19 protein-coding genes are annotated in these 19507 nt (G+C 67.4%); 7 read left to right on the top strand and 12 right to left on the bottom strand.

Features of this window, described 5'->3' with window-relative positions; all coding sequences use genetic code 11:
- Nucleotides 1-56: 56 nt before the first annotated feature.
- Nucleotides 57-713: a class I SAM-dependent methyltransferase gene (locus tag ACFXKN_RS29020; protein ID WP_379434197.1), complete on the bottom strand. Its 657-nt coding sequence runs from the start codon at nt 711-713 to the stop codon at nt 57-59.
- Between the two features lie 88 nt (nt 714-801).
- Here ACFXKN_RS29020 and ACFXKN_RS29015 point away from each other — a divergent pair, with 88 nt between their 5' ends.
- Nucleotides 802-948, top strand: coding sequence for a DUF1059 domain-containing protein (locus ACFXKN_RS29015; protein ID WP_378968549.1), 147 nt, complete (start codon nt 802-804; stop codon nt 946-948).
- 5 nt (nt 949-953) lie between these two features.
- Here ACFXKN_RS29015 and ACFXKN_RS29010 read toward each other — a convergent pair whose 3' ends face one another.
- The 9 genes from ACFXKN_RS29010 to ACFXKN_RS28970 are packed head-to-tail and all read right to left on the bottom strand — an operon-like array spanning nt 954 to nt 9464.
- Nucleotides 954-1529 carry a hypothetical protein gene (locus tag ACFXKN_RS29010; RefSeq protein ID WP_378968540.1) on the bottom strand — a complete coding sequence of 192 codons (576 nt, stop codon included), beginning with the start codon at nt 1527-1529 and terminating at the stop codon, nt 954-956.
- A 17-nt stretch (nt 1530-1546) separates the two neighbouring features.
- Nucleotides 1547-2503 carry an MlaD family protein gene (locus ACFXKN_RS29005; protein WP_378968534.1) on the bottom strand — a complete coding sequence of 319 codons (957 nt, stop codon included), beginning with the start codon at nt 2501-2503 and terminating at the stop codon, nt 1547-1549.
- Nucleotides 2500-3564 carry an MlaD family protein gene (locus tag ACFXKN_RS29000; RefSeq protein WP_378968524.1) on the bottom strand — a complete coding sequence of 355 codons (1065 nt, stop codon included), beginning with the start codon at nt 3562-3564 and terminating at the stop codon, nt 2500-2502. Before ACFXKN_RS29000 ends, ACFXKN_RS29005 begins: the two co-directional genes overlap by 4 nt.
- On the bottom strand, nt 3561-4664 hold the full coding sequence (locus tag ACFXKN_RS28995; protein WP_379434196.1) for an MlaD family protein: 1104 nt from the start codon (nt 4662-4664) through the stop codon (nt 3561-3563). Before ACFXKN_RS28995 ends, ACFXKN_RS29000 begins: the two co-directional genes overlap by 4 nt.
- Nucleotides 4664-5668 carry an MlaD family protein gene (locus ACFXKN_RS28990; RefSeq protein WP_378968510.1) on the bottom strand — a complete coding sequence of 335 codons (1005 nt, stop codon included), beginning with the start codon at nt 5666-5668 and terminating at the stop codon, nt 4664-4666. The genes ACFXKN_RS28995 and ACFXKN_RS28990 overlap by 1 nt, the downstream gene beginning before the upstream one ends.
- Entirely contained in the window at nt 5656-6654 is a 999-nt protein-coding gene (locus ACFXKN_RS28985; protein ID WP_378968500.1) for an MlaD family protein, read from the bottom strand. Before ACFXKN_RS28985 ends, ACFXKN_RS28990 begins: the two co-directional genes overlap by 13 nt.
- Entirely contained in the window at nt 6654-7697 is a 1044-nt protein-coding gene (locus ACFXKN_RS28980; RefSeq protein ID WP_378968495.1) for an MlaD family protein, read from the bottom strand. Before ACFXKN_RS28980 ends, ACFXKN_RS28985 begins: the two co-directional genes overlap by 1 nt.
- A 4-nt stretch (nt 7698-7701) precedes the next feature.
- Nucleotides 7702-8565, bottom strand: coding sequence for an ABC transporter permease (locus ACFXKN_RS28975; RefSeq protein ID WP_378968481.1), 864 nt, complete (start codon nt 8563-8565; stop codon nt 7702-7704).
- Nucleotides 8565-9464 carry an MlaE family ABC transporter permease gene (locus ACFXKN_RS28970; RefSeq protein ID WP_378968469.1) on the bottom strand — a complete coding sequence of 300 codons (900 nt, stop codon included), beginning with the start codon at nt 9462-9464 and terminating at the stop codon, nt 8565-8567. Before ACFXKN_RS28970 ends, ACFXKN_RS28975 begins: the two co-directional genes overlap by 1 nt.
- A 231-nt stretch (nt 9465-9695) precedes the next feature.
- Between ACFXKN_RS28970 and ACFXKN_RS28965 the strand changes: the two genes are divergently transcribed.
- Genes ACFXKN_RS28965 through ACFXKN_RS28940 form a run of 6 tightly spaced genes read left to right on the top strand, consistent with a single transcriptional unit; the run spans nt 9696 to nt 15352 of the window.
- The gene (locus tag ACFXKN_RS28965; protein WP_378968449.1) at nt 9696-10901 is read left to right on the top strand and encodes a cytochrome P450; all 1206 of its coding nucleotides are present in this window, start codon (nt 9696-9698) and stop codon (nt 10899-10901) included.
- A complete protein-coding gene (locus ACFXKN_RS28960; RefSeq protein ID WP_378968443.1) occupies nt 10901-11695 on the top strand; it encodes an SDR family oxidoreductase in 795 nt (264 codons plus the stop codon). Before ACFXKN_RS28965 ends, ACFXKN_RS28960 begins: the two co-directional genes overlap by 1 nt.
- Nucleotides 11695-11922, top strand: coding sequence for a ferredoxin (locus ACFXKN_RS28955; protein WP_378968434.1), 228 nt, complete (start codon nt 11695-11697; stop codon nt 11920-11922). Before ACFXKN_RS28960 ends, ACFXKN_RS28955 begins: the two co-directional genes overlap by 1 nt.
- Entirely contained in the window at nt 11922-12473 is a 552-nt protein-coding gene (locus tag ACFXKN_RS28950) for a nuclear transport factor 2 family protein (RefSeq protein ID WP_378968415.1), read from the top strand. Before ACFXKN_RS28955 ends, ACFXKN_RS28950 begins: the two co-directional genes overlap by 1 nt.
- Nucleotides 12474-12478: 5 nt before the next feature.
- A complete protein-coding gene (locus ACFXKN_RS28945) occupies nt 12479-13717 on the top strand; it encodes a hypothetical protein (protein WP_378968400.1) in 1239 nt (412 codons plus the stop codon).
- A 24-nt stretch (nt 13718-13741) separates the two neighbouring features.
- On the top strand, nt 13742-15352 hold the full coding sequence (locus tag ACFXKN_RS28940; protein WP_378968390.1) for an acyl-CoA synthetase: 1611 nt from the start codon (nt 13742-13744) through the stop codon (nt 15350-15352).
- Between the two features lie 21 nt (nt 15353-15373).
- Here ACFXKN_RS28940 and ligA read toward each other — a convergent pair whose 3' ends face one another.
- Nucleotides 15374-17365 (bottom strand): NAD-dependent DNA ligase LigA, encoded by a 1992-nt coding sequence (ligA, locus tag ACFXKN_RS28935; RefSeq protein ID WP_378968382.1) that lies wholly within the window; start codon nt 17363-17365, stop codon nt 15374-15376.
- A gap of 175 nt (nt 17366-17540) precedes the next feature.
- Nucleotides 17541-19205, bottom strand: coding sequence for a bifunctional 3'-5' exonuclease/DNA polymerase (locus tag ACFXKN_RS28930; protein WP_378968362.1), 1665 nt, complete (start codon nt 19203-19205; stop codon nt 17541-17543).
- Between the last annotated feature and the right edge of the window lie 302 nt (nt 19206-19507).

The following is a 19507-nucleotide window of genomic DNA, read 5'->3' as shown; positions in this document are numbered from 1 at the left end:
GCGGTGCTCCGCACCCGGACGCGATGGTGTGGCTCACCCGCACGCGGCGGTGGGGCTCAGCCGCACGCGGCGGTGCGCTGCAGGATGCGCAGCGAACCGGTGACCGAGAGCTCGGTGAACTTGCCGCTGTCGAGTGCGCGGCGGTAGATGTTGAACGGTGCGCGGCCACCATCGGCGGGGTCGGGGAAGACATCGTGGATGGCGAGCAGCCCGCCGCCTGCCACCCAGTGCACCCAGTTGTCGTAGTCGCGCTGGGCGGCTTCCTCGGTGTGGCCGCCGTCGATGAACAGCATGCGCAGCGGGACCCGCCAGATGTGTGCGGCGGCGGTGGAAGAGCCGATGATCGCGGTCACCGTGTCGGTGAGGCCCGCGCGAATCATGGTGCGCCGGAACGTGGTCACGGTGTCGAAGACGCCGGTCTCCGGGTCGACCAGCGTGGTGTCGTGGTACTCCCAGCCCGGCTGGTGTTCCTCGGAACCACGGTGGTGGTCGACGGTGAAAACAGCAGCGCCGGTTTCGCGGGCGGCGGCGCCCAGATAGACCGTCGACTTGCCGCAGTAGGTGCCGATCTCCATGATGGTTCCGTCGCCCGCGTACGCGCGAGCGGCAGCGTAGAGTGCGTGTCCCTCGTCCGGCGGCATGAATCCGATGGTCTGTTCGGCGAGTGCGAACAGGTCGCTGGTACCGGCGGAGATTTCGTCTACAGCTCCCATGCGGGCCACGCTAACATACGAACTGGAATACAATCCGGACTACTGTCCGGAAACCTGCTCGGATAGTCGGAACCAAAGGAGATCACCGATGAAGACTCGACTGAACTGCCCCTGCGGCGTCAGCATTCGGGGCACCGACGAAGACGACCTGATCAAGCAGACCCAGGCGCACCTGGCCGAGAACCACCCCGGACACGACTACACCCCCGACGAGATCCTCTTCATCGCCTACTGAGTCGGCTATTTGGTCGGCAGCGCGTTCTGCAGGCCACCCACCTCGGTGATCTGCCAGTCGGCATTGCGATCGACGGTGAGCGAATAGGTGACGGTGGTCCGGGTGCCCTCTGGCGTCTGGGCGCTGGTGGAGACCACGTCGAGGTAGGCGTTGACCTTGTAGATGCCACCGCTTTCCGAGGTCACGGTCGCCGAGAGCGGCGTCGCCTTCGACGTCCACTGCAGTGGGAGCAGGATCTGCTCCAATTGCGGTGCGGTGGCGTCGAATTTCGCGGCGAGTTGCGGGGTAGTGCCGGTCCGCAACCGGGTGAACCACGCCTGCACGTCGCGGTAGTCGATAGTGGACGCGCCGACCCCGTAGTCCGACGCGATCTGTTCGACGTGCCGGGCGTCGGCGTCGCGTGCGTCCCGGTCGGCGATCGTCGCCTCGGCCGAGAAGTACAGCGCCGCGAAGGTGACGACCGCGGCGACGAGGACGCCGATCGTGGCGGTGGCCAGCACGGTCGACAGTCGGAGGGACACGGTGCGCGGCGACTGTTCGCCTGCCTCGGTGGTGGTGGCTTCTTCGGTCGCTGTACTCATGGGCTGTCCTTTGTCCGCTATTTGACGCCGATCCGGAAGTGCACTGTGCCGTCGGCGTCCACGCTCTGTAGGGCTTGGTCGATCAGGGTGCTGATGTCGATGGCGGGTGTCCGGTTCACCGCATCGGTGACGACCGGACCGAGAATCTGTCCCAGCGGGGCGATGCTCGGCCCGATCTCGTCGATCAGGGTGGTCAGGTCGGCCAGGAACGGCACGAGGCCGTCACCGGTGAAGTAGGCGGGCACCGGACGGGCCTCGACGAGCTCGGATCCCGACTCGACGATCGCGTTCAGCGTCACGCCGAACTCGCCGAACAGCGGGCCCGCCGTACCGAGTGATGGCCCGAGCCAGGCCATGTCGCCGCCGAGAGCTTGCATGTCGGCGAACAGTTGCCGAACGGCTTCGGTGCGGCTGAGCAAGGTGGCCGCGAGCAGGGTCGACGACCGCTGCAGGGTCTGCATCGCCGTGTCCGTTCCGGCCAGCGCGCGGTCGAAGGTATCGACCAGGTTCGCGATCGCCTCGGGATGGATCTGGTCGAGCAACTCGACCAGTCGGGCCGACAGTGCCGTGATGGTCATCGGCAGGTGGATCCGGTCCGCCGCGACGACCTGGCCGTCCTCGAGATACGGGCCGGCACCGGATTCCGGCGCGAAGGCGATGTAGGGCTCGCCGAGGGCCGACAGCTGCTCGATCCGGACATCGCTGGACACCGGGATTCGGTAGCGGCTGTCGATCCGCAGCCGAACGAGCACCCCGCCCGCCTGCTTGCGCACCGACTCGGTGCGGCCGACCTGGACACCGGCGAGCAGGACAGGCGAATTCGGGGCGAGTCCGCCCGAGTTGTCGAGGCGCATGTCGGCGGTGATGTAGCTCAATCGCGGGTCCAGCCGCAGCACGCCGAGCGACATGTACCCGACACCGAAGACCAGGACCGCCGCGATCGCGGAAAGCGATACTGCCGCACGGAGATTCATCGCACGAGTCCGATCATTCGCAGGGTGTCGACGATGCGGGCGGTGTGCTCGTCCTGCGTGATACCAGGGTTCGATGGCCCGAGGGTGACGTCGACCAGGTCGACCTTCGGGCCGTGGGTGGCGAACGGGACGAGATCGGTATTGATCAGGTCGATGAGCGCCTTCATGTTCGACGGTGAATCGGCGTCGAGCGGGCGGCTGCCCAGCAGCATGGGGACCAGGGCGCGCGTGGTGTCGTCCAGGGAGGACAGCAGCGGGCCGAGCCACTGCGCGCTCGGCGCGACCGGGCCGAGCGCAGTGAGCACGAAGATGACCCGGATCTGCGCGTTCACCGCATCGGTGGTGTGTTGGACGCCGTAGGGCGTGAGCAGTACGTCGAGAATCGGCAGGTTCTGCTGCATGCCCTCTTCGACCGTGGCCTCCAACCCGTCGAGCAGGGCGTCGACCGAATGCAGGTGGTCGCCGAGGTCGGTGATGTCGGCGCCGAGAATGTCCGCGAGGCGGGCGGTGTCGCGCGGATCGTCGGGGAACACACCGTTCATCGTGCGGACGATGCTCTGGAAATCGGTCACCGCGCCACTGCCGATGAAGGTGGACAGACCGGCCAGGATGTCCTCGATCGGGGGCGACTGGGTGGTGTCCGCGAGCGGGATGGTCGCGCCCGGTGTCAGCTCGCCCGCCGTCGCTTCCACCGGTTCGCTCAGCGCGATGTGGACGTCGCCGAGCGGGGTCTCCTGGCGAAGTTCGGCGGTGGTGCCGACCGAGAGCCGGACCGACTGCCCGATGGCGACATCGGCGACGGCATAGCCGGGTTCGGCCGCCCGGTCCGGTGTGGCGGCGACAGGATCGACGAGGGTGACGCCGGTGAGCATGCCGACCCGGACGCCCGCCGCGATCACTTTGGCGCCCTGCGGGAGATTGAGCACATCGGCGAACTCGATGCGCAGCTGATACGTGGGACCGTCGACGCCCGATCCCGGTACCGGTAGGTCAGCGGGCTGGAAACCGCAGCCGGTGGCGGCGAGCAGCACCGTGAACAGCAGCAGCGCGGCGCGTCTCATCGTGCGCTCACCGCCCCGAGCAGGACGGGCAGGGCAGGAATCGTCATCGCACCGCTTTCGGCCGTCGGGCAGAGCTGCCCGGTGATGATCTGCACGGCCGCACAGACCTGGGCCGTGTCGTGCTGGGCGAGTACGAGTTTCGGTGGTGCGTAGCCGATGTTCAGCGCTCCGCTGACCGGGTCGACGGCACCGGCGAAGCCGCTAGCGACGGCCGGCGCCATGGCGATGATGTCGGCGAGCGAGCCGACGCCCGCCGCGATCATGCGCGAAAGATCCGGTACGGAATCCAACGCTCGCAGCGCGGGCGACCCGAACATCACGATCACGTCGTTGAGCTGGGGCAGCAGGTCGGCGAGCGCGGCGACGAGCTCGATAACCGGCGGGAACGCGATGGTGACGATGTCGTTGAACGTCTGCGGCAGCCCGCTCACCGTGGTCTCCACCTGGGACCAGCCGCCGCGGGCCCGGTGCGCGAGTTCGGTGAGCGCGTCGAGCAGTTGCCCGATGTGGCCGATCGCGGCGTCGGGTGCGGCCAGTGCCCGGCTCAGCGCGGCGATGATGTCGTTGATCTGATCGCCTGTCCCCGCCGTCGCGCGATCGAGCGCATCGACTCCGGCCCCGATAGCGGTGCGCTGCACGGCATCTCGCGCACCGTTGAGCTGGTCGGCGAGCCCGGCCAGGGCGTCGAAGGTCTGCGTCAGGCTCTTGGGGGTCAGCGTCTTGGTGATGCACTCGCTCGAATTCCAGCCTGGCCCAGCGGGTTCGGCGCCGATCAGGGCCAGCCGCCGGTCGGCGATCAAGGTGTCGCTGACGGTCACCGCCCCGACGTCGGTCGGCAGCTTGCGGTCGGCCCGGATGGCGAATTCGACGCGCGCCACCGCACCGGCGATGCTGATCTCGGTGACCCGCCCGACCTGCACCCCCATCACCGTGACCGCGCTGCCCTCGTAAAGTCCGATGCTGTCCGGCATTTCGGCGCAGTAGCTACGCATCGGCGGATTCGGCGAGCTCAGCCGCAGGCCGATCGCACCGGCGAGGACGAGCGTCACGACGACCACGGCCGACATCAGCCCGCGCGATCCCAGGATCTTCTGCAGCATCAACAGCCCCCTCCCGGCAGTGGCACGCACACGGCGGGCAGCTGGATCGTCGCGCCGGACTGGTCGACACTCACCCCACCGCCCGCCGGCATCAACGGCAGCAACCGTTGCCCGAGTGCCCGCACGGAATCGAGCAGGGTGCCCAGACGCCCGCCGAGCTCCTCCAGCGCGGGGATGGCATCGGCGAGCGGCTGGGCGCGCTGCCTGATCGACGCGTCCCACGCCCGACCGAGCGGAGTCAGGTCTTGCAGGATTACCGCGAGGTCACGCAGGGATTCGGCGACCTGCACCTTGTTGGTCTGGATGATCTGTTCGAGCGTGCCGAGGGTGATGAGTAGATCCGCCAGCACATCGGCGTTCGCGTTGAGTGCGGTCAGGTATTCGTCGGCGATGGACAGGGCGCGGGAGATGTCGGCGTTCTGCTCGTCCAGGATCGCGACCACGTCGCCGGCCGCGCGCACCGTCGACCGCACGGCATCCGGGCTCTTGTCGATCGCGGTGGACAGTGCGGCGAGGTCTTGCCGGAAGACATTCCCGTCGATCCGGCGCACCGGCTCCACCGCGTCCTGGAACGCCTTGGTCAGGTTGTAGGGCACGATGACTCGCTCCACGGGGATCACCGCGGCGCCGAGCGGTTTCGTCCCGGCGGGCAGGACAGCCACGTAGTAGCCACCGACGAAGGTCAGCATCCGGATGTCGAGGGTGGTCTGATCACCGAGGAACGCGTCCTCGGTGACGGTGAATTCCATCCTGACCCGATCGGGCAGCAGGGTCAGCGAGGTCACCTTCCCGACGGGTATCCCCGCCAGCCGCACGTCGTCGCCCGTGCGAACCGAGCCCGCCTGGGTCATCTCGGCGGAATACGTACGCTCCGCGGTTGTTCCGGTGACATAGACCGCGCCGATCGCGACCAGCAACAGGACAGCCGCACACATTCCCGCTATCCCCCACCGCAATTCGCCTGCCCGCGGATCGGCGGCGCGTCCGCGCCCTATCGGTGACACAGCACGATCCCCTGTCCGGCGATGAGCACTTGCAGAGGTTGGGGCGCCGTGGCATCCCCGTGCGAGCAAGTGAGGTCGGGTCCGGTGGGTGGAATCGCCTGTGTCATCGCCTGAATGAGACCGGGCAGGCTCTCGAACGCGGCCACCGCGTCGTACGGGTCGGGGAATGCCCTTCGCAGCGCTACCTCGAGGTCTCCGCCGGGTTCGCCGGTGGCCCCGATGACGGTGAGCATGCTCCGAAGTGGTTGCAGTACACCGGGAATCCCGTTCGAGAAGTCGACGAGTCCGGGCAGTTTCTCGGTGATGGTGATGAACAGGTTGGTCAGATTGGTGAGCAGGGTCATCGCGTTGCCCGACTTTCCGCCGAGATGATCGGCCACCTGGGCGAGGTTGCCCGCCAGGGTCGCCAGCACCGCCTGCCGATCGGAGGCGTAGCGGCTGAGCTTGTCGATCGCGCCCAGCGCCTGCCCGAGACCCGTTCCGTCCCCCTGGATCACCGCGAGAATGCTGGTCGCGAATTGATTGAGATCATCGGGCGAGAGTTCGGCCAGCACCGGCTGCAAGCCTTTGAACAGTCGGGTGATGTCGAAGTCGGGCACCGTTTCCGCGGTGCCGAAGACCGATTTCGGATCACGTCGGCCCGCAGGCTGTTCGGGCTGCTCGATGTCCAGATACCGGAAACCGGTGAGGTTCTGGTATCGAATGGCGATGACACTGTTGGTGAACAGCGCCCGATCCCGGCTGACGGTGAAAGTCACGCGGGCGAGTGCGCCGTCGAGTTCGACCGCACGCACCTTGCCGACCTGAACGCCGTAGAGGCGCACGTCGTCGCCATCACGCAGGCCGTTCGCGTCGGTGAACAGCGCTGTGTAGGTGTCTGTTTCGCCGTCGACGGGTCGCTCGATCACGCGCAGGACGCCCACCAGGATCACACCCATCAGCAGGACCGCAGTGGCGACGCGCAGCAGCAGGGAACGTGTCGTCATCAGCGGACGCCCCCGAGTATCGACGACAGGGGTGCCGCCAGGCCGGGCACCACATCCAGTTCGACCCCGGCGGTGAGCACCGGACCGTTGGGTGTGTCACGGAAGGCGGTGTCGAGGCGAGCGAGCAGTTCGCTCAGCTGCTGCGCCGAGCGTTCCGGGGTGCTGACCGACGCGGAAAGGCGGTCGAGGACAAGGCTGATCATGGGCAGGATTCCACCGAAATACTGTTGGGATGTGCCGAGCAGTTGGGTGACCGTCGGCAGCAGTTGGTACTGGATGCCGTCGAACATCTGGCCGAAGCGCTGGAGCTGGTCGGGCACCGCCAGGTACTTGTTCGCGTACTCCGCGTGCAGCAGCGTCAGCCCGCCGGTGAGCATCGGCGGCAACCCGGTCAGCGCCGAACCGAACTGTTCGAACAGCATCGACGGCGGCAGCACTCTGGTCTCGGCATAGGAGCGGGCGGTCGTGCCGATCGCCTGCATCAGTGGGGTGAAGGCCGTGAGGTCGCGCGAGATCGTACTGAGCAGTTCGACGAGTTTCGGTGTCAGCACCTCGTCGGTGAGCTGTCCCGTCGATTTCAGCAGGGCCGAGAGTGTGGCGTCGTGGACTCGATCGGCTTCGCGATCGGTCAGGTCGACGGTCGAACCGTCGACCAGTTCGGCGCCGCCCGCCGTCGAGTGCAGCTCGATGGCGCTGATGCCGAAGAGGTTTCCCGGCGCGTAGTCGACGGTCAGCGCGTTCGTCAGGCCGAACAGCTGAGACCCGCTCAGCGTCAGCTCGATTCGCTGCTTGCTCCGGCCCGCGAAGTCGATCGCGGCGACCGAGCCGACGCGCACGCCGTCGAGCCGGACGTCGGTCCCCTCCCCGACGCCCTCGCCGACCTCGCCGACCAGCAGCGCGACCTGGATCTGGTCGGCGGGCTCACTGTCGGGCACCACTCGCCAGACGAGCACGCCGAGCAGCGTGAGCACGACAGCGATGGTGCCGAGTACGCGGGCGCGCAGTGGCCCGACTTCGGTTCCCGGCAGGGCATAAGCAGGCATGGCATCACCCGGTGAACGTGACGGGAGATTGGAATCCCCACAGCAGAATGGTGGCGACCATGTCGAGCGCGATGATCGCCACCAGGCTCGCCCGAATGGCGCGCCCGGAACCGATGCCGACGCCCTCGGGACCGCCCGTGGCGAAATAGCCCTGATAGCAATGGATCAGCACGACAGCGACCGCGAACACCATCACCTTGACGGTCGCGGCGAAGACATCCCAGCCGACGACGAACTGATCGAAGTAGTGGTTGTAGGTTCCGGTCGGTGTCCCGTGGATGGTCGTGACGATGAAGGCACAGGAGAAATAGCTCAGGATCAACGCGACCACGAATGCCGGTGCGACGGCGAAGATCCCGGCGATCACCCGGGTCGTCACGACGAACGGCACCGACCGGATGCCGAGCGACTCGAGTGCGTCGATCTCCTCGGAGATGCGCATGGAGCCGATCTCCGCGGTCATCCGGCACCCGGCTTGCGCCGCGAATCCGATCCCGGCCGCGATGGGCGCGAGTTCGCGGGTCACGCCGAAGGCCGAGATGAGACCGCTGAGTTGCCCCAGCGACAACAGGTCGAGCGCGCTGAACGCCTCGATGCCGATGGACGCGCCCATCGCGGCACCGAGCAACAGCATCAGCGGCACCACGCCGCCGCCGATGATCACCGAACCGCGACCCCAGGTCATGTCCGTCACCATCGTGATCGTCTGACGGCGGTAGCGCACGAGCGTGTAGGGCACCGACGACAGCACCTGCCAGCAGAAGCCGAGCACGAACCCGATCGACTCGATCGGGCCGAACGGACGAATGCCACGGCGGCGTAGCCAGCCCACCCACCGCAGCGCGGCGGGATAGTAGGGAGCGCTCATCAGGCCATCCTCACCGGGAAGAACATGGTGACGACCTGGGTGATCACGGTGTTCAGGACGACGGCCGCGGCGATCGACATCACCACGGCCGCATTGACCCCGTCGGCGACACCGCGCGGTCCGCCCTTGGCCTCCAACCCGCGTTGACAGGCGATGACGACGACCAGGAAACCGAAGATCAGCGCCTTGACCAGCGAGACCCACACGTCGATCGAGGTGGTGAAGGCGCCGAAGGACTGCCAGTAGCTGCCCGGGGTGACGTTCAACGCCGCCACCGCGACCACGAAGCCCGAACCGACCCCGATGAAGATGATCAGGACATTGAGCAGCGGCGCGACCAGCATCATGGCCGCGATGCGCGGCACGACCAGGCGTTGCACCGGGTCGATGCCCATCACCCGCAGTGCGTCGACCTCTTCGCGGACGGTCCTCGCACCCAGGTCGGCCGCGATGGCGGCGGCGCCCGCTCCGCCGAGCAGCATCGCGGTGGCCATCGGCGCACCCTGTTTGATGACGCCGAGTCCGCCTGCCGCACCGATCATCGAATCGGCGCCGAGTTCGGACACGATATTGCCGACTTGCGCGGAAACGATGACACCGAACGGAATGGCCATCAAAATGCTCGGCACCGCGGTGACTCTGATCAGAAACCAGGCTTGCGTGAGGGTTTCGTGCACCTGGAATCGCCCTCGAATGGCGTCGATCGTACCGATGTAGATCGCCGCGGCACCGATACGCAATGCGCGGCCCAAAGTTGCCACACTCGAAAGGACCGTGTCGGAGAAGTTCCGACGAACTATCTGTCCAGCGCTGACCTGTTCCCCCTCCGGCGATGCCGGGTTACCAGCGCCCGTCACACCACCGTCAGCCGGTGCAACTCCGCCGTCTCCCCGTGCCATGTCGGCGACCGTACCATATGATTTGGACCACATTCTAGACACTGGTCCATTTCTCTGACCGATCCAAAACCCGGCCCTCACCGGCCGGAAGACCTTCGCGGGACGCCGAAACCGTTGTGCTGAACTGGTGTCGGTGGTACCGTCCAGACACATGTCCAGCTACGTGTCTCCTTCGGGGTTATCGGCCCCCGCCACCGAAGGGGACGACCTATCGAAACCGGGGTATTCGCGATGACCAGCGCCACTGTGGAACCCGTGACTTTCGACCCGTACGACTACGGATTCCATGAAGACCCATACCCGACTTACCACCGATTGCGCACCGAGGCGCCGCTTTACCACAATCCGGAGCTCGATTTCTGGGCGCTTTCCCGGCATTCCGATGTGGTCGCGGCATTTCGGGACAGCAATCGGCTATCGAGCGCGAATGGTGTCTCCCTCGATCCGGCGGCCTGGGGTCCGCACGCACATCGGGTGATGTCATTCCTGGCGATGGACGATCCGCGGCATATGCGCATGCGCAGACTCGTTTTCAAGGGTTTCACACCGAAACGTGTCGCCGAGATGGAAGTCCGGATCCGGGAGATCACCCTGGAGCATCTCGAGCCGGCGCTCGCGCGCGGCAGCTTCGACTGGATCGACGAGGTCGCGGGCAAGCTGCCGATGGACGTCATCTCCGAACTGATGGGCGTGCCCGAGCCCGATCGCGCCGAGATCCGCCGCTTGGCCGACCTGGTGGTGCACCGCGAAGAGGGCGTGCTCGACGTACCTGTCGACGCGATCGACGCCTCGATCCGACTGTTCGGCTACTACGCCGACATGGTCGCCCAGCGCCGCGCCGCGCCCGCCGACGATCTCACCTCGGCGCTGCTCGATGCCGAGATCGATGACGACACCCTCACCGACGAGGAGATCATCGGCTTCATGTTCCTGATGGTTGTCGCCGGAAACGAGACCACCACAAAGCTTTTGGGCAACGCGCTGTACTGGGCCGGCGCCAACCCCGCGGAGTACGCCAAGGTCGTCGCCGAGCCGGAGCTGGTCAGCGACTGGGTGGAGGAGACCCTGCGCTACGACACCTCCAGCCAGATCGTGGCCCGCACCGCGGCGGTCGACCTCGACTATCACGGCGGCACCATCCCGGCGGGCGCGAAGGTGCTGTTGCTGATCGGCTCGGCCAACCGCGATCCGGCGGCCTTCGACGACGGTGACAGCTACGTCATCGATCGCAGTAGCAGCTCGGCGCTCGCCAGTTTCGGTGCGGGCGTGCACTTCTGCCTCGGCGCGCACCTGGCCCGGCTGGAGGCCACCATCGTGCTCGGCGAATTCGCCTCGCGGGTCGCGACTTTCGAGGTGGCCGCCGACGGCATCGCCCGGGTGCACTCCACGAACGTCCGTGGCTTCGCCAAACTCCCCATCACAGTAGAGGTCAGCTAGTGCCCCGATTCGAACCCCATCCCGACCGCAGGCCCGTGCTGGTGGCAGGTGCCTCCTCCGGCATCGGCGCCGCGACCGCCGTCGCCCTGGCCCAGCTCGGCCATCCGGTGACGCTGGGCGCGCGCCGGGTCGAGCTGTGCGAGGAGCTCGCCGCCAAGATCCGCGCCGGCGGCGGCGAGGCCTACGCCCACCGGCTCGACGTCACCGATGCCGCCTCCGTCGACGAGTTCGTGACGGCCGCCGAGCGCACGCTCGGCCCGACCGAGATTCTCGTCTCCGGTGCGGGCGACATCGAATTCTCGCTGGTCGGCGAGATGGACCCGGAGCGATTCCTGTTCCAGGTGCAGGTCCACCTCGTCGGCGCGCAACGCCTCATCCACCGGGTACTACCGGGGATGACAGCGCGGCGACGCGGCGATCTCGTCGTGATCAGCTCCGACTGCGCCGACAACCCACGGCCGCGCTCGGGCGCCTACAGTGCCGCGAAGAACGGCCTCGAAGCGATGGTCGGCCAGTTGCGCATGGAGCTGGAAGGCAGCGGCATTCGCGCCTCACTGGTCCGGCCGGGCCCGACACTGACCGGGATGGGGATGGACACGACCCCCGAGATCGTCGGACCGGTGCTGCAGGACTGGAAGGACTGGGGCATGGCCCGCCACCCCTACATGTTGCGTCCCGAACACCTCGCCGATGCGGTCGCGACGGTGGTCTCCGTCCCTCGCGGCGCCCACATGGTGCTGGTCGAGGTGCAGCCCGAGGCGCCGCTGCGGCCGGTGCCGGACGGGGGCGCGTGATGAGAATCGTGGTCGATCTGGACCTGTGTCAGGGACACGGAGTCTGCCAGGACGAGGCGCCCGCCGTCTTCACCGTGCCCAAACGCGGCCTGGTCGAGATCGTGAACGCCACCCCGGGCGATGCGGAACGCAAGGCCGTCGAGGCCGCGATCCGCTACTGCCCCACCCAAGCTCTGTCGATCGCCGCCGGTGGCGAATCCGACTCCTCTGCGAAAGGCACAGTCTGATGGCAAGTTTCGAGCGGTCCGAACTCGACGAGATGGTTCGGCGCTGGGTCGTGGAGAACCAGCGGTGCGAGGAGAAGGGCGACTGGAAGCCCCTCGCCGAGATGTACACGGTGGATGCGACCTACGGCTGGAACTACGGCCCCAAGCAGGAGTTCATGTCGGTCGGCCGCGAGGAGATCCGCGACTACGCTCTCGGTCAGGAGATGCTCGGCCTCGAAGGCTGGACCTATCCGTATCAGGAGTTCGTCATCGACGAGCGCAGCGGCACCGTGATCGGCTTCTGGAAGCAGATCAACGAGGGCAAGCGCGCCGACGGCCGCCACTACTCTCCCGAGGGCATCGGCGGCAGCTGGTTCCGCTACGGCGGTAACTTCCAATGGTCCTGGCAGCGCGACTTCTTCGACTTCGGCAATGTCTCGGCGATGTTCCTCGACATGATCACCGACAACGCGTTGTCGCCGGGTATGCACAAGCGCATCGAGCGCTCGGTATCGCGTGATCCACTGCCCGGCTGGTTCCGCGTCGGCGAATCACCCGCCTCCCTGTGGTGACACCGATGAGCGGCTTCACCATGCTGTCCAGGGACCAGCTGGCCGCGCTGGTCCCCGAGTTGCTGCTGTGTGGTCACCTCATCGACCGGTCCGGGATGGCGCACACCATCGCCGCTTTCGGTCGCGAGGGAATGACAGCGGTGGCGATCGAGGAGTGGCAGCTGGCCAGCCCGATCTACACCCGCCGCATGCAGCGAGCACTCGGGTTCGCCGGGGACAGCGTCGAGACCATCTTCAAAGGGCTGCAACTCGATATCGGCGCGCCACCGCAGTTCATGGACTTCCGGTTCCGGGTCGACGACCACGATCACGGTGAGTTCTGGCTCGATCACTGCGGTGCGCTGGCCGATGTCGAGCCGATGGGCGAGGAGTTCGTGGTGGCGATGTGCCACGACATCGAGGACCCGACCTTCGACGCGACGGCCCTCGCCACCAACCCGCACGCCCAGGTCCGACCGGTGCACCGTCCGCCGCGCCGGCCCGCCGACCGGACCCCGGTGTGCGCGTGGACGGTCGTCATCGATCCCGCGCACGTCCCGCCCGCCGTGCCACGCAACGCGGCGCTCGTCGCGAATTCCGTTGCCGCGGGGCTGGAATTGGCGGAGATCGATTCGCGTGCGGAAGGTCTGGCCGACTACACCGGGCCGCTGCTGAGCGATCTGCGGTTCGCCGATTTCTCGCACGCGGCATTGCGGCGGATGGCCGATGAGATCTGCCTGCAGCAGCATCTACTGACCCTCGGGTTCATGGTCGCCATCAGGGAACGCACCGATGCGGCGACCGCCCTCGGGATCGGGCGCAAACAGTTCGCCGGGATCGCCGGACTGACCTCCGAGCGCATCCGCAAATGCCTGGCCCTCGATGACGACCCGCACGCGCTCGCCACGGTCCTTCGCCTACATCCGGCGCTGAACCCGGCAAGCTACACCGATATCGATATCTCGATGCTGCCATCCGGTGTGCGCCTGCGTTTTCCGCACGCCAGTGGGGCTCGAACCGACGGGGCCTGGTCTTCGATGCTGTCTCCCGAAGATCTGCGGCCCCTCGATGCCCTTGTCCGCGGGGTCAACCCGCGCTTCGTCGCCCGTGTCGCCGGGACGGACCAGCACGGCTGGACCGTCGACATCGACCTGGCCGAGCAACCGTTCCGAGAAGCTTCCGAGGTCGCGGTGACCCGATTCAGCACCGGTGCGGGTTTCGCCTTCACCGACCGCGGAAAACCCCTGCCACTCACCGTCGTGTGAGAGATCGTCAAGAGATGGACTGAGATGGCCAACAACTTCGCCGACCTGTTCGAACATTCCGTCGACGCCATGCCCGATCGGATCGCCCTCATTCAGCGCGATCGTCGAGTGACCTTCCGGGAGCTCGATATTCGTGCCAACCGGCTCGCCGACCAGTTGGCCGAGTCGGGCGTCGGTCACGGCACGCACGTGGGCTTCCAGATGCACAACAGCATCGAAACCATGGAGACGTTGATCGCCTGCTTCAAGCTGGCCGCCGTCCCGATCAATATCAACTACCGGTACGGCCCGACCGAGCTGGCCTACGTCTACGGCAACGCCGACCTCGAAGTGCTGGTGTACCACGCCTGTTACGGCGACACCGTCCGCGCGGCCCTCGAGCTCACGCCGACTGTGCGTCAGTCGATCTGCGTCGACGACGACCGCGATATCGGGGTGCCCGGTGCGGGCTCGCTCCTCTACGAGCAGCTCATCGAGGCGGGAAAACCGTTCCGCCCCAAGGTAACCCGCACCGCGGACGACCTGTTCATGATGTACACCGGTGGGACAACCGGCATGCCGAAGGGCGTCATGTGGCGGCAGGAGGACATGTGGCGCGTGCTCGGCGGCGGCGTCGACTTCTACAGCGGCGAACCGGTGCGCGACGAATATCAGCAGTCCGCGAACGGTGTGCAGGCGGTGCCGAGCATCTGGTTCGTGCTCCCGCCGCTGATCCACGCCGCGGCGATGATGCCGACGTTCAACGCGCTCTGGTCGGGCAATTCCGTGCTGTTCGAGCCGCGCTTCGATCCGGCGCAGGTGTGGCAGTCGGTTGCCACGCATCATCCGCACGTCATGGTCATCACCGGTGACGCGATGGCACGCCCGCTCATCGATGCCTTCGACGAGGAACCGGTGGACGCCTCGTCGCTGCTGGTCATCGCTTCGGGGGCCGCGCTGCTGTCCCAACCGGTGAAGAACGCGCTGCTGGAGAAGTTTCCGACGACGATGGTGTCGGACTCGATCGGGTCGTCCGAAACCGGTTTCGGCGGTATCGGTTTCGCGCAGAAGGACGACGATCCGGCGCGCGGGCCACGGGTGCAGACCGGGCGCGGCGCGGTGGTGGTCGGCGAAGACGGACGGCCCGTCGACCCCGGCGAGGAGGGCTGGCTGGCCAAGACCGGCGCGGTACCGATCGGCTATTACAACGATCCCGACCGCACCGCCCGGCTGTTCAAGACGGTCGACGGAGCCCGCATCGTGGTCACCGACGACCGGGCCCGCGCCGAGCCCGACGGCTCCATCACCCTGATCGGGCGCGGCAACATGGTGATCAACACCGGTGGGGAGAAGGTATTCCCCGAGGAGGTCGAGTCGGTGGTGAAATCCCACGAGGCGATCTACGACGCGGTCGTCATCGGCGTCGACCACGAACGGTGGGGCCAGCAGGTCGCCGCGATCATCTCGATCGCCCCCGACCGCACCCTGGACTTCGATGCCGTCCGCACCCACCTGCGCCCCCATCTCGCCGGTTACAAAGTGCCCAAACAGATCTGGATCGCCGAGACCATCTCCCGGTCACCCAGCGGCAAACCCGACTACCGCTGGGCCAAGGACTACGTCGCAGGCCGCTCCCCCGACCATCGGACTGATTGAGAGAGGCGTATCGCGCCGATGTCAGATGACCTTGGCGTCGATCAGCAGCTTCCAGATCTCGCCCTGGTCGACGACCTCGACGCCGAGCTTGCCCGCCTTGGCCAGCTTGCTGTCACCGACTCCCGCGCCGGTGATGAGCATGTCGGTGTTCGCCGAGACGGAGGAGGCCGCCGTCGCCCCCGCCTGCTCACACAGGCGCTGGAACGTCGGGCGGGCCACCTTCTCGCCGGAGCGTGGGTCGCTGATCGCGCCGGTGATCACGACCGTTTTTCCCTCGAGGGGCGCACCTGCCGCGATGACGGGCGGCAGGTCTTCCTCACGCACGTCCAGACTGACGCCGAGCTCGCGGAGGCGGTCCAGTTCAGGACGCAGTCGTGTCAGGTGTGCGACCAAGGAGGCGGCGACCTTCGGTCCGATGTCTTCCACCGCGACGAGTCGTTCCTCACCCGCGTCGGCGACTTCTTCCAGGGAGCCGAATCCCGCGCGGGCCAGCCGAGCGGCGGTGCCGTCGGAGGCCATCGGGATGGCAAGGCCGATCAGGGCGCGGCGTAGGCCGACCTGGCGGCTGGCGTCGATCGAATCGATCATGCGCGCGGCGGAAATCTCGCCGACGCGGTCGAATTCGAGCAGTCGCTCCTTGGTAAGGGTGTAGAAGTCCGACGGGCTTTCGAGAATGCCTGCCTCGGCGAGGCGTTCGATCCACACGCCCCCGATGGCGTCGATGTCGGCGGCCGCGCGCGAGGCCCAGTGGATCAGCCTGCGCACGGTCTGCGCCGGACAGGAAACGTTGGTGCAGAACAGTTCTCGACTGTTGCCCTGCTCGGTGACCGGCTGCCCGCACGAGGGGCAGACGGTGGGTGACACGATGTCGATTTCCTCGCCGGTGCGCTTGGCGGCATCGAGCACGCCTGCCACGAACGGGATCACATCACCCGCGCGGCGCACCAGCACCGTGTCACCGATTTTGATGTCGCGGGCGCGGATCACCTCTTGGTTCGCCAGGGTCGCCTTCGTGACCGTGGTGCCGCCGACGAACACCGGCTCCAGCCACGCGACGGGGACGATCTTGCCCGTCTTGCCGACGTCCCAGATCACCTCGCGCAGCAGTGTGGTCTTCTCCTCGGCGGCGAACTTGAACGCCAGCGCACCCCGCGGGGAGTTGGACCGGGTTCCGGCCGCCGCGTAGGCATCACGGTCGGCCAGCCGTAGGACGGCACCGTCGATGTCGTAGTCCAGATCGTTGCGGCCCTGCTCGATCTCGGTGATCGCCGCCTGCGCCTGCGCGGCATCGGCACACAACCGCATCTGCGCGCCCGCGACTCCGAGCGCACGCAGCCCTTCCCCCAGGTCGTGCGCGGCATCGTCGGCGGGAGTATCCAAGTCGAAGCCGAAGAACTGTAGGCGCCGCTCGGACACAGTGGCCGGGTCCTTCGCCCGCAGGGTGCCCGCCGCGGCGTTGCGCGGATTGATCAGCGGCTTGTCCGGGTGCGCGGCGTTGTAGGCGAGGAAGGTCGATCGCAACATCACCGCCTCGCCACGCACCTCGACGCGGCCGGGAATGTCGATCCGCTCGGGAACCCCGTCGACGAGGGCACGGACCAGCGGGGTCACATCGTCACCGGTGGTGCCGTCACCGCGTGTCACAGCACGCGCCAGTCTTCCGTTCTCGAAGACGAGTGCCAGCGACAAGCCGTCGAGCTTGGGCATCACGACTACCGACTGACCGGGGAAACGACCGAAGAACGCCTCGACCTGCTCCGGCTTGGTCGCCTTCTCCAGCGACAGCATCGGCCGCGAATGCCGTACCGGGGCGTGTAGCACCGCGGGCGCACCGACCTGATCGAGCGGATTCGGGTCCGGCGCGAGGTCGGGATGCGCGGTGATCAGCGCGCGCAGCTCGTCTTCGATCGCGTCGAATTCCGCGTCCGCGACCAGCGGCTCTCCCTGGTAGTAGGCGTCGCGCAGCGCGACCATCCGGGCGGCGAGTTCTTGGATGCGTTCCCCTGTTTCCACAGACAAGACGCTACCGACACCCACCGACAACTAGCGCATCTGGCACGCTCCGCGGCCGACCGAAACGCTCATGCGGACGCGGCCGCTCGCCGACGCACTGTGACCAGGACATTTCACATGCGAAACGCTCCCGCCTAGGTGGTCTACGCGCGCGGGGCCGCCGAGGGTGGCTGTCCTACTTGGCGTCGCCGTAGCACCCGACCACCGCGGTGGTGAACGGGAACCGGACCGGGGTCTGACCGAAGGCGATCCGGCCCGCGGTGTCGGCGGCGGTGGCGATCGCCGCGGCCACCGCTGGGGCTTCCTCGGTCGGGCAGTGCACGATCACTTCGTCGTGCTGGAAGAAGACCAGTTCCGCGCGCAGGTCGCGGATCGCGTGCCGGATGCCGGCCAGCACCAACAGGGCCCAGTCGGCGGCGCTGCCCTGCACCACGAAGTTCCGGGTGAAGCGGCCGCGGGCACGGGCGGCGGAATTGGCGCCGAACTCGGTGCGCGTGTCCTGGGGCGCGTCCGTGTCGTCGAGCGCGACCGACAACGGCGTGCAGGTGCGCCCCAACCAGGTGCGCACGAGGCGGCCTTCCTCGCCGGCGTGCGCCGCGTCGTCGACGTAGGCCACGGCAGCCGGATAGCGCCGACGCAGGCCGGCGAGGTGGGTGAGGGCGTCGCCGGAGGTCTGGCCGTAGATGGCGCCGAGCAGCGCGATCTTGGCCTGATCGCGATCGCCGCCGAATCCGCGGGCGGCCAGGTCCGCGTAGAGGTCTTCGCCACGACCTGCCACGTCCATCAGTCCCGGGTCACGCGAGATCGCCGCGAGGACCCTCGGCTCCATCTGGTCGGCGTCGGCGACCACCAGCGACCATCCGGGGTCGGCCCGGATCGCTTGCCGGATGATCTTCGGAATCTGTAGTGCGCCACCACCGTTGGTGGTCCAGCGCCCAGACACTGTGCCGCCCGGTAGGTATTCGGGACGGAAGCGGCCGCCGTGCACCCACTGTTCGAGCCAGGACCAACCATGCGCCGTGTAGAGGCGGTACAGCGATTTGTAGGCCAGCAGCGGGGCGACGGCGGGGTGGTCGATCTGCTGGAGCTCCCATTTCCTGGTGGAGGACAGCAGGATTCCGGCGCGGCCGAAGGCTTTGACGATGTCGGCGGGCAGGTCGGGCCGGACCCGCACCCCTGTTCCGAACGCCCGCGACACCTGCTCGGCCAACTCCGCCATCCGCCGCGGTTCCGATCCACCCGGAAAGCGCTCGCCCAGCATCGAATCCAAGAGTTCGCGGTGCACATCGGCGCGCCACGGGATGCCGAGCTGGCCCATCTCGACCGCGACGAGCATGCCTGCCGATTCGGCGGCGAGCAGCAGTCGCATGCGCTCGGGATGCTCGGTCCGAGCAGTGCGGGCGACCTGCCCGGCATAGACCGCGAGCAAGGCGGTGAACTCGTCGATCCCTGGCGGCAGCGGCACCGGGGCCGACTCGAACAGCGACGGCTGCGTCTCGGCGGCCCGCACCGGAGCATCCGGCGGGACGGCCAGGTTGTGTAGCCGTGCCCAGCCCGCCGCCAGCGAGCGCGCCTGCCCCGACTGCCCTTCCTCGTACCCGATCAGCAGAGACTCCGCCGCCTGCACGTCGTAGCAACGTTCGACCCACACACCCGCCGCCGACAACGCACGGTAGATCTCGGCCGTGGATCGCCATACCCACCGCTCGACCTCGGGGCGGGCGCGCACCGCCTCGACGAGCGAGGGCTCGTCGAGCACCGGTCCCGCCGGATGCCCGTCCTGATCGAGCGGACACAACCGAGCGCCGCCCTCGCCCGTCTCCGCTATCGCCCATCGCACCTGCCAGAGTCTGGCACCGGGGTACGACAATCACCGGCACGCGCACGCCGACGACCAGCACGGACCGCGCCGAACGTACGAAATGCTGATCGCGGGCCTGCTCCGGGTCCCCACGCCCACGAACAGACCAGTCGCGGGAGCTACCGGGTGTGGGCCAGTGTGCCGCGCTTCAGGGCGGTGGTGAAGGCCCACACGGGGCCCGTCAGGGCCGAGCGTGCCCTGAACGCGATGGTCTTGCATGGCTTTCGGGACCAGGTGCTTCCCGGTGGCTGGTTTGTTGTCGTACCCCGGTGCCACACTGT

This window comes from Nocardia sp. NPDC059195 (assembly GCF_042754695.1).
Lineage (GTDB): Bacteria > Actinomycetota > Actinomycetes > Mycobacteriales > Mycobacteriaceae > Nocardia.
The sequence above is the reverse complement of the archived record's forward strand: the minus strand, read 5'-3'. Positions and strand labels throughout refer to the sequence as shown.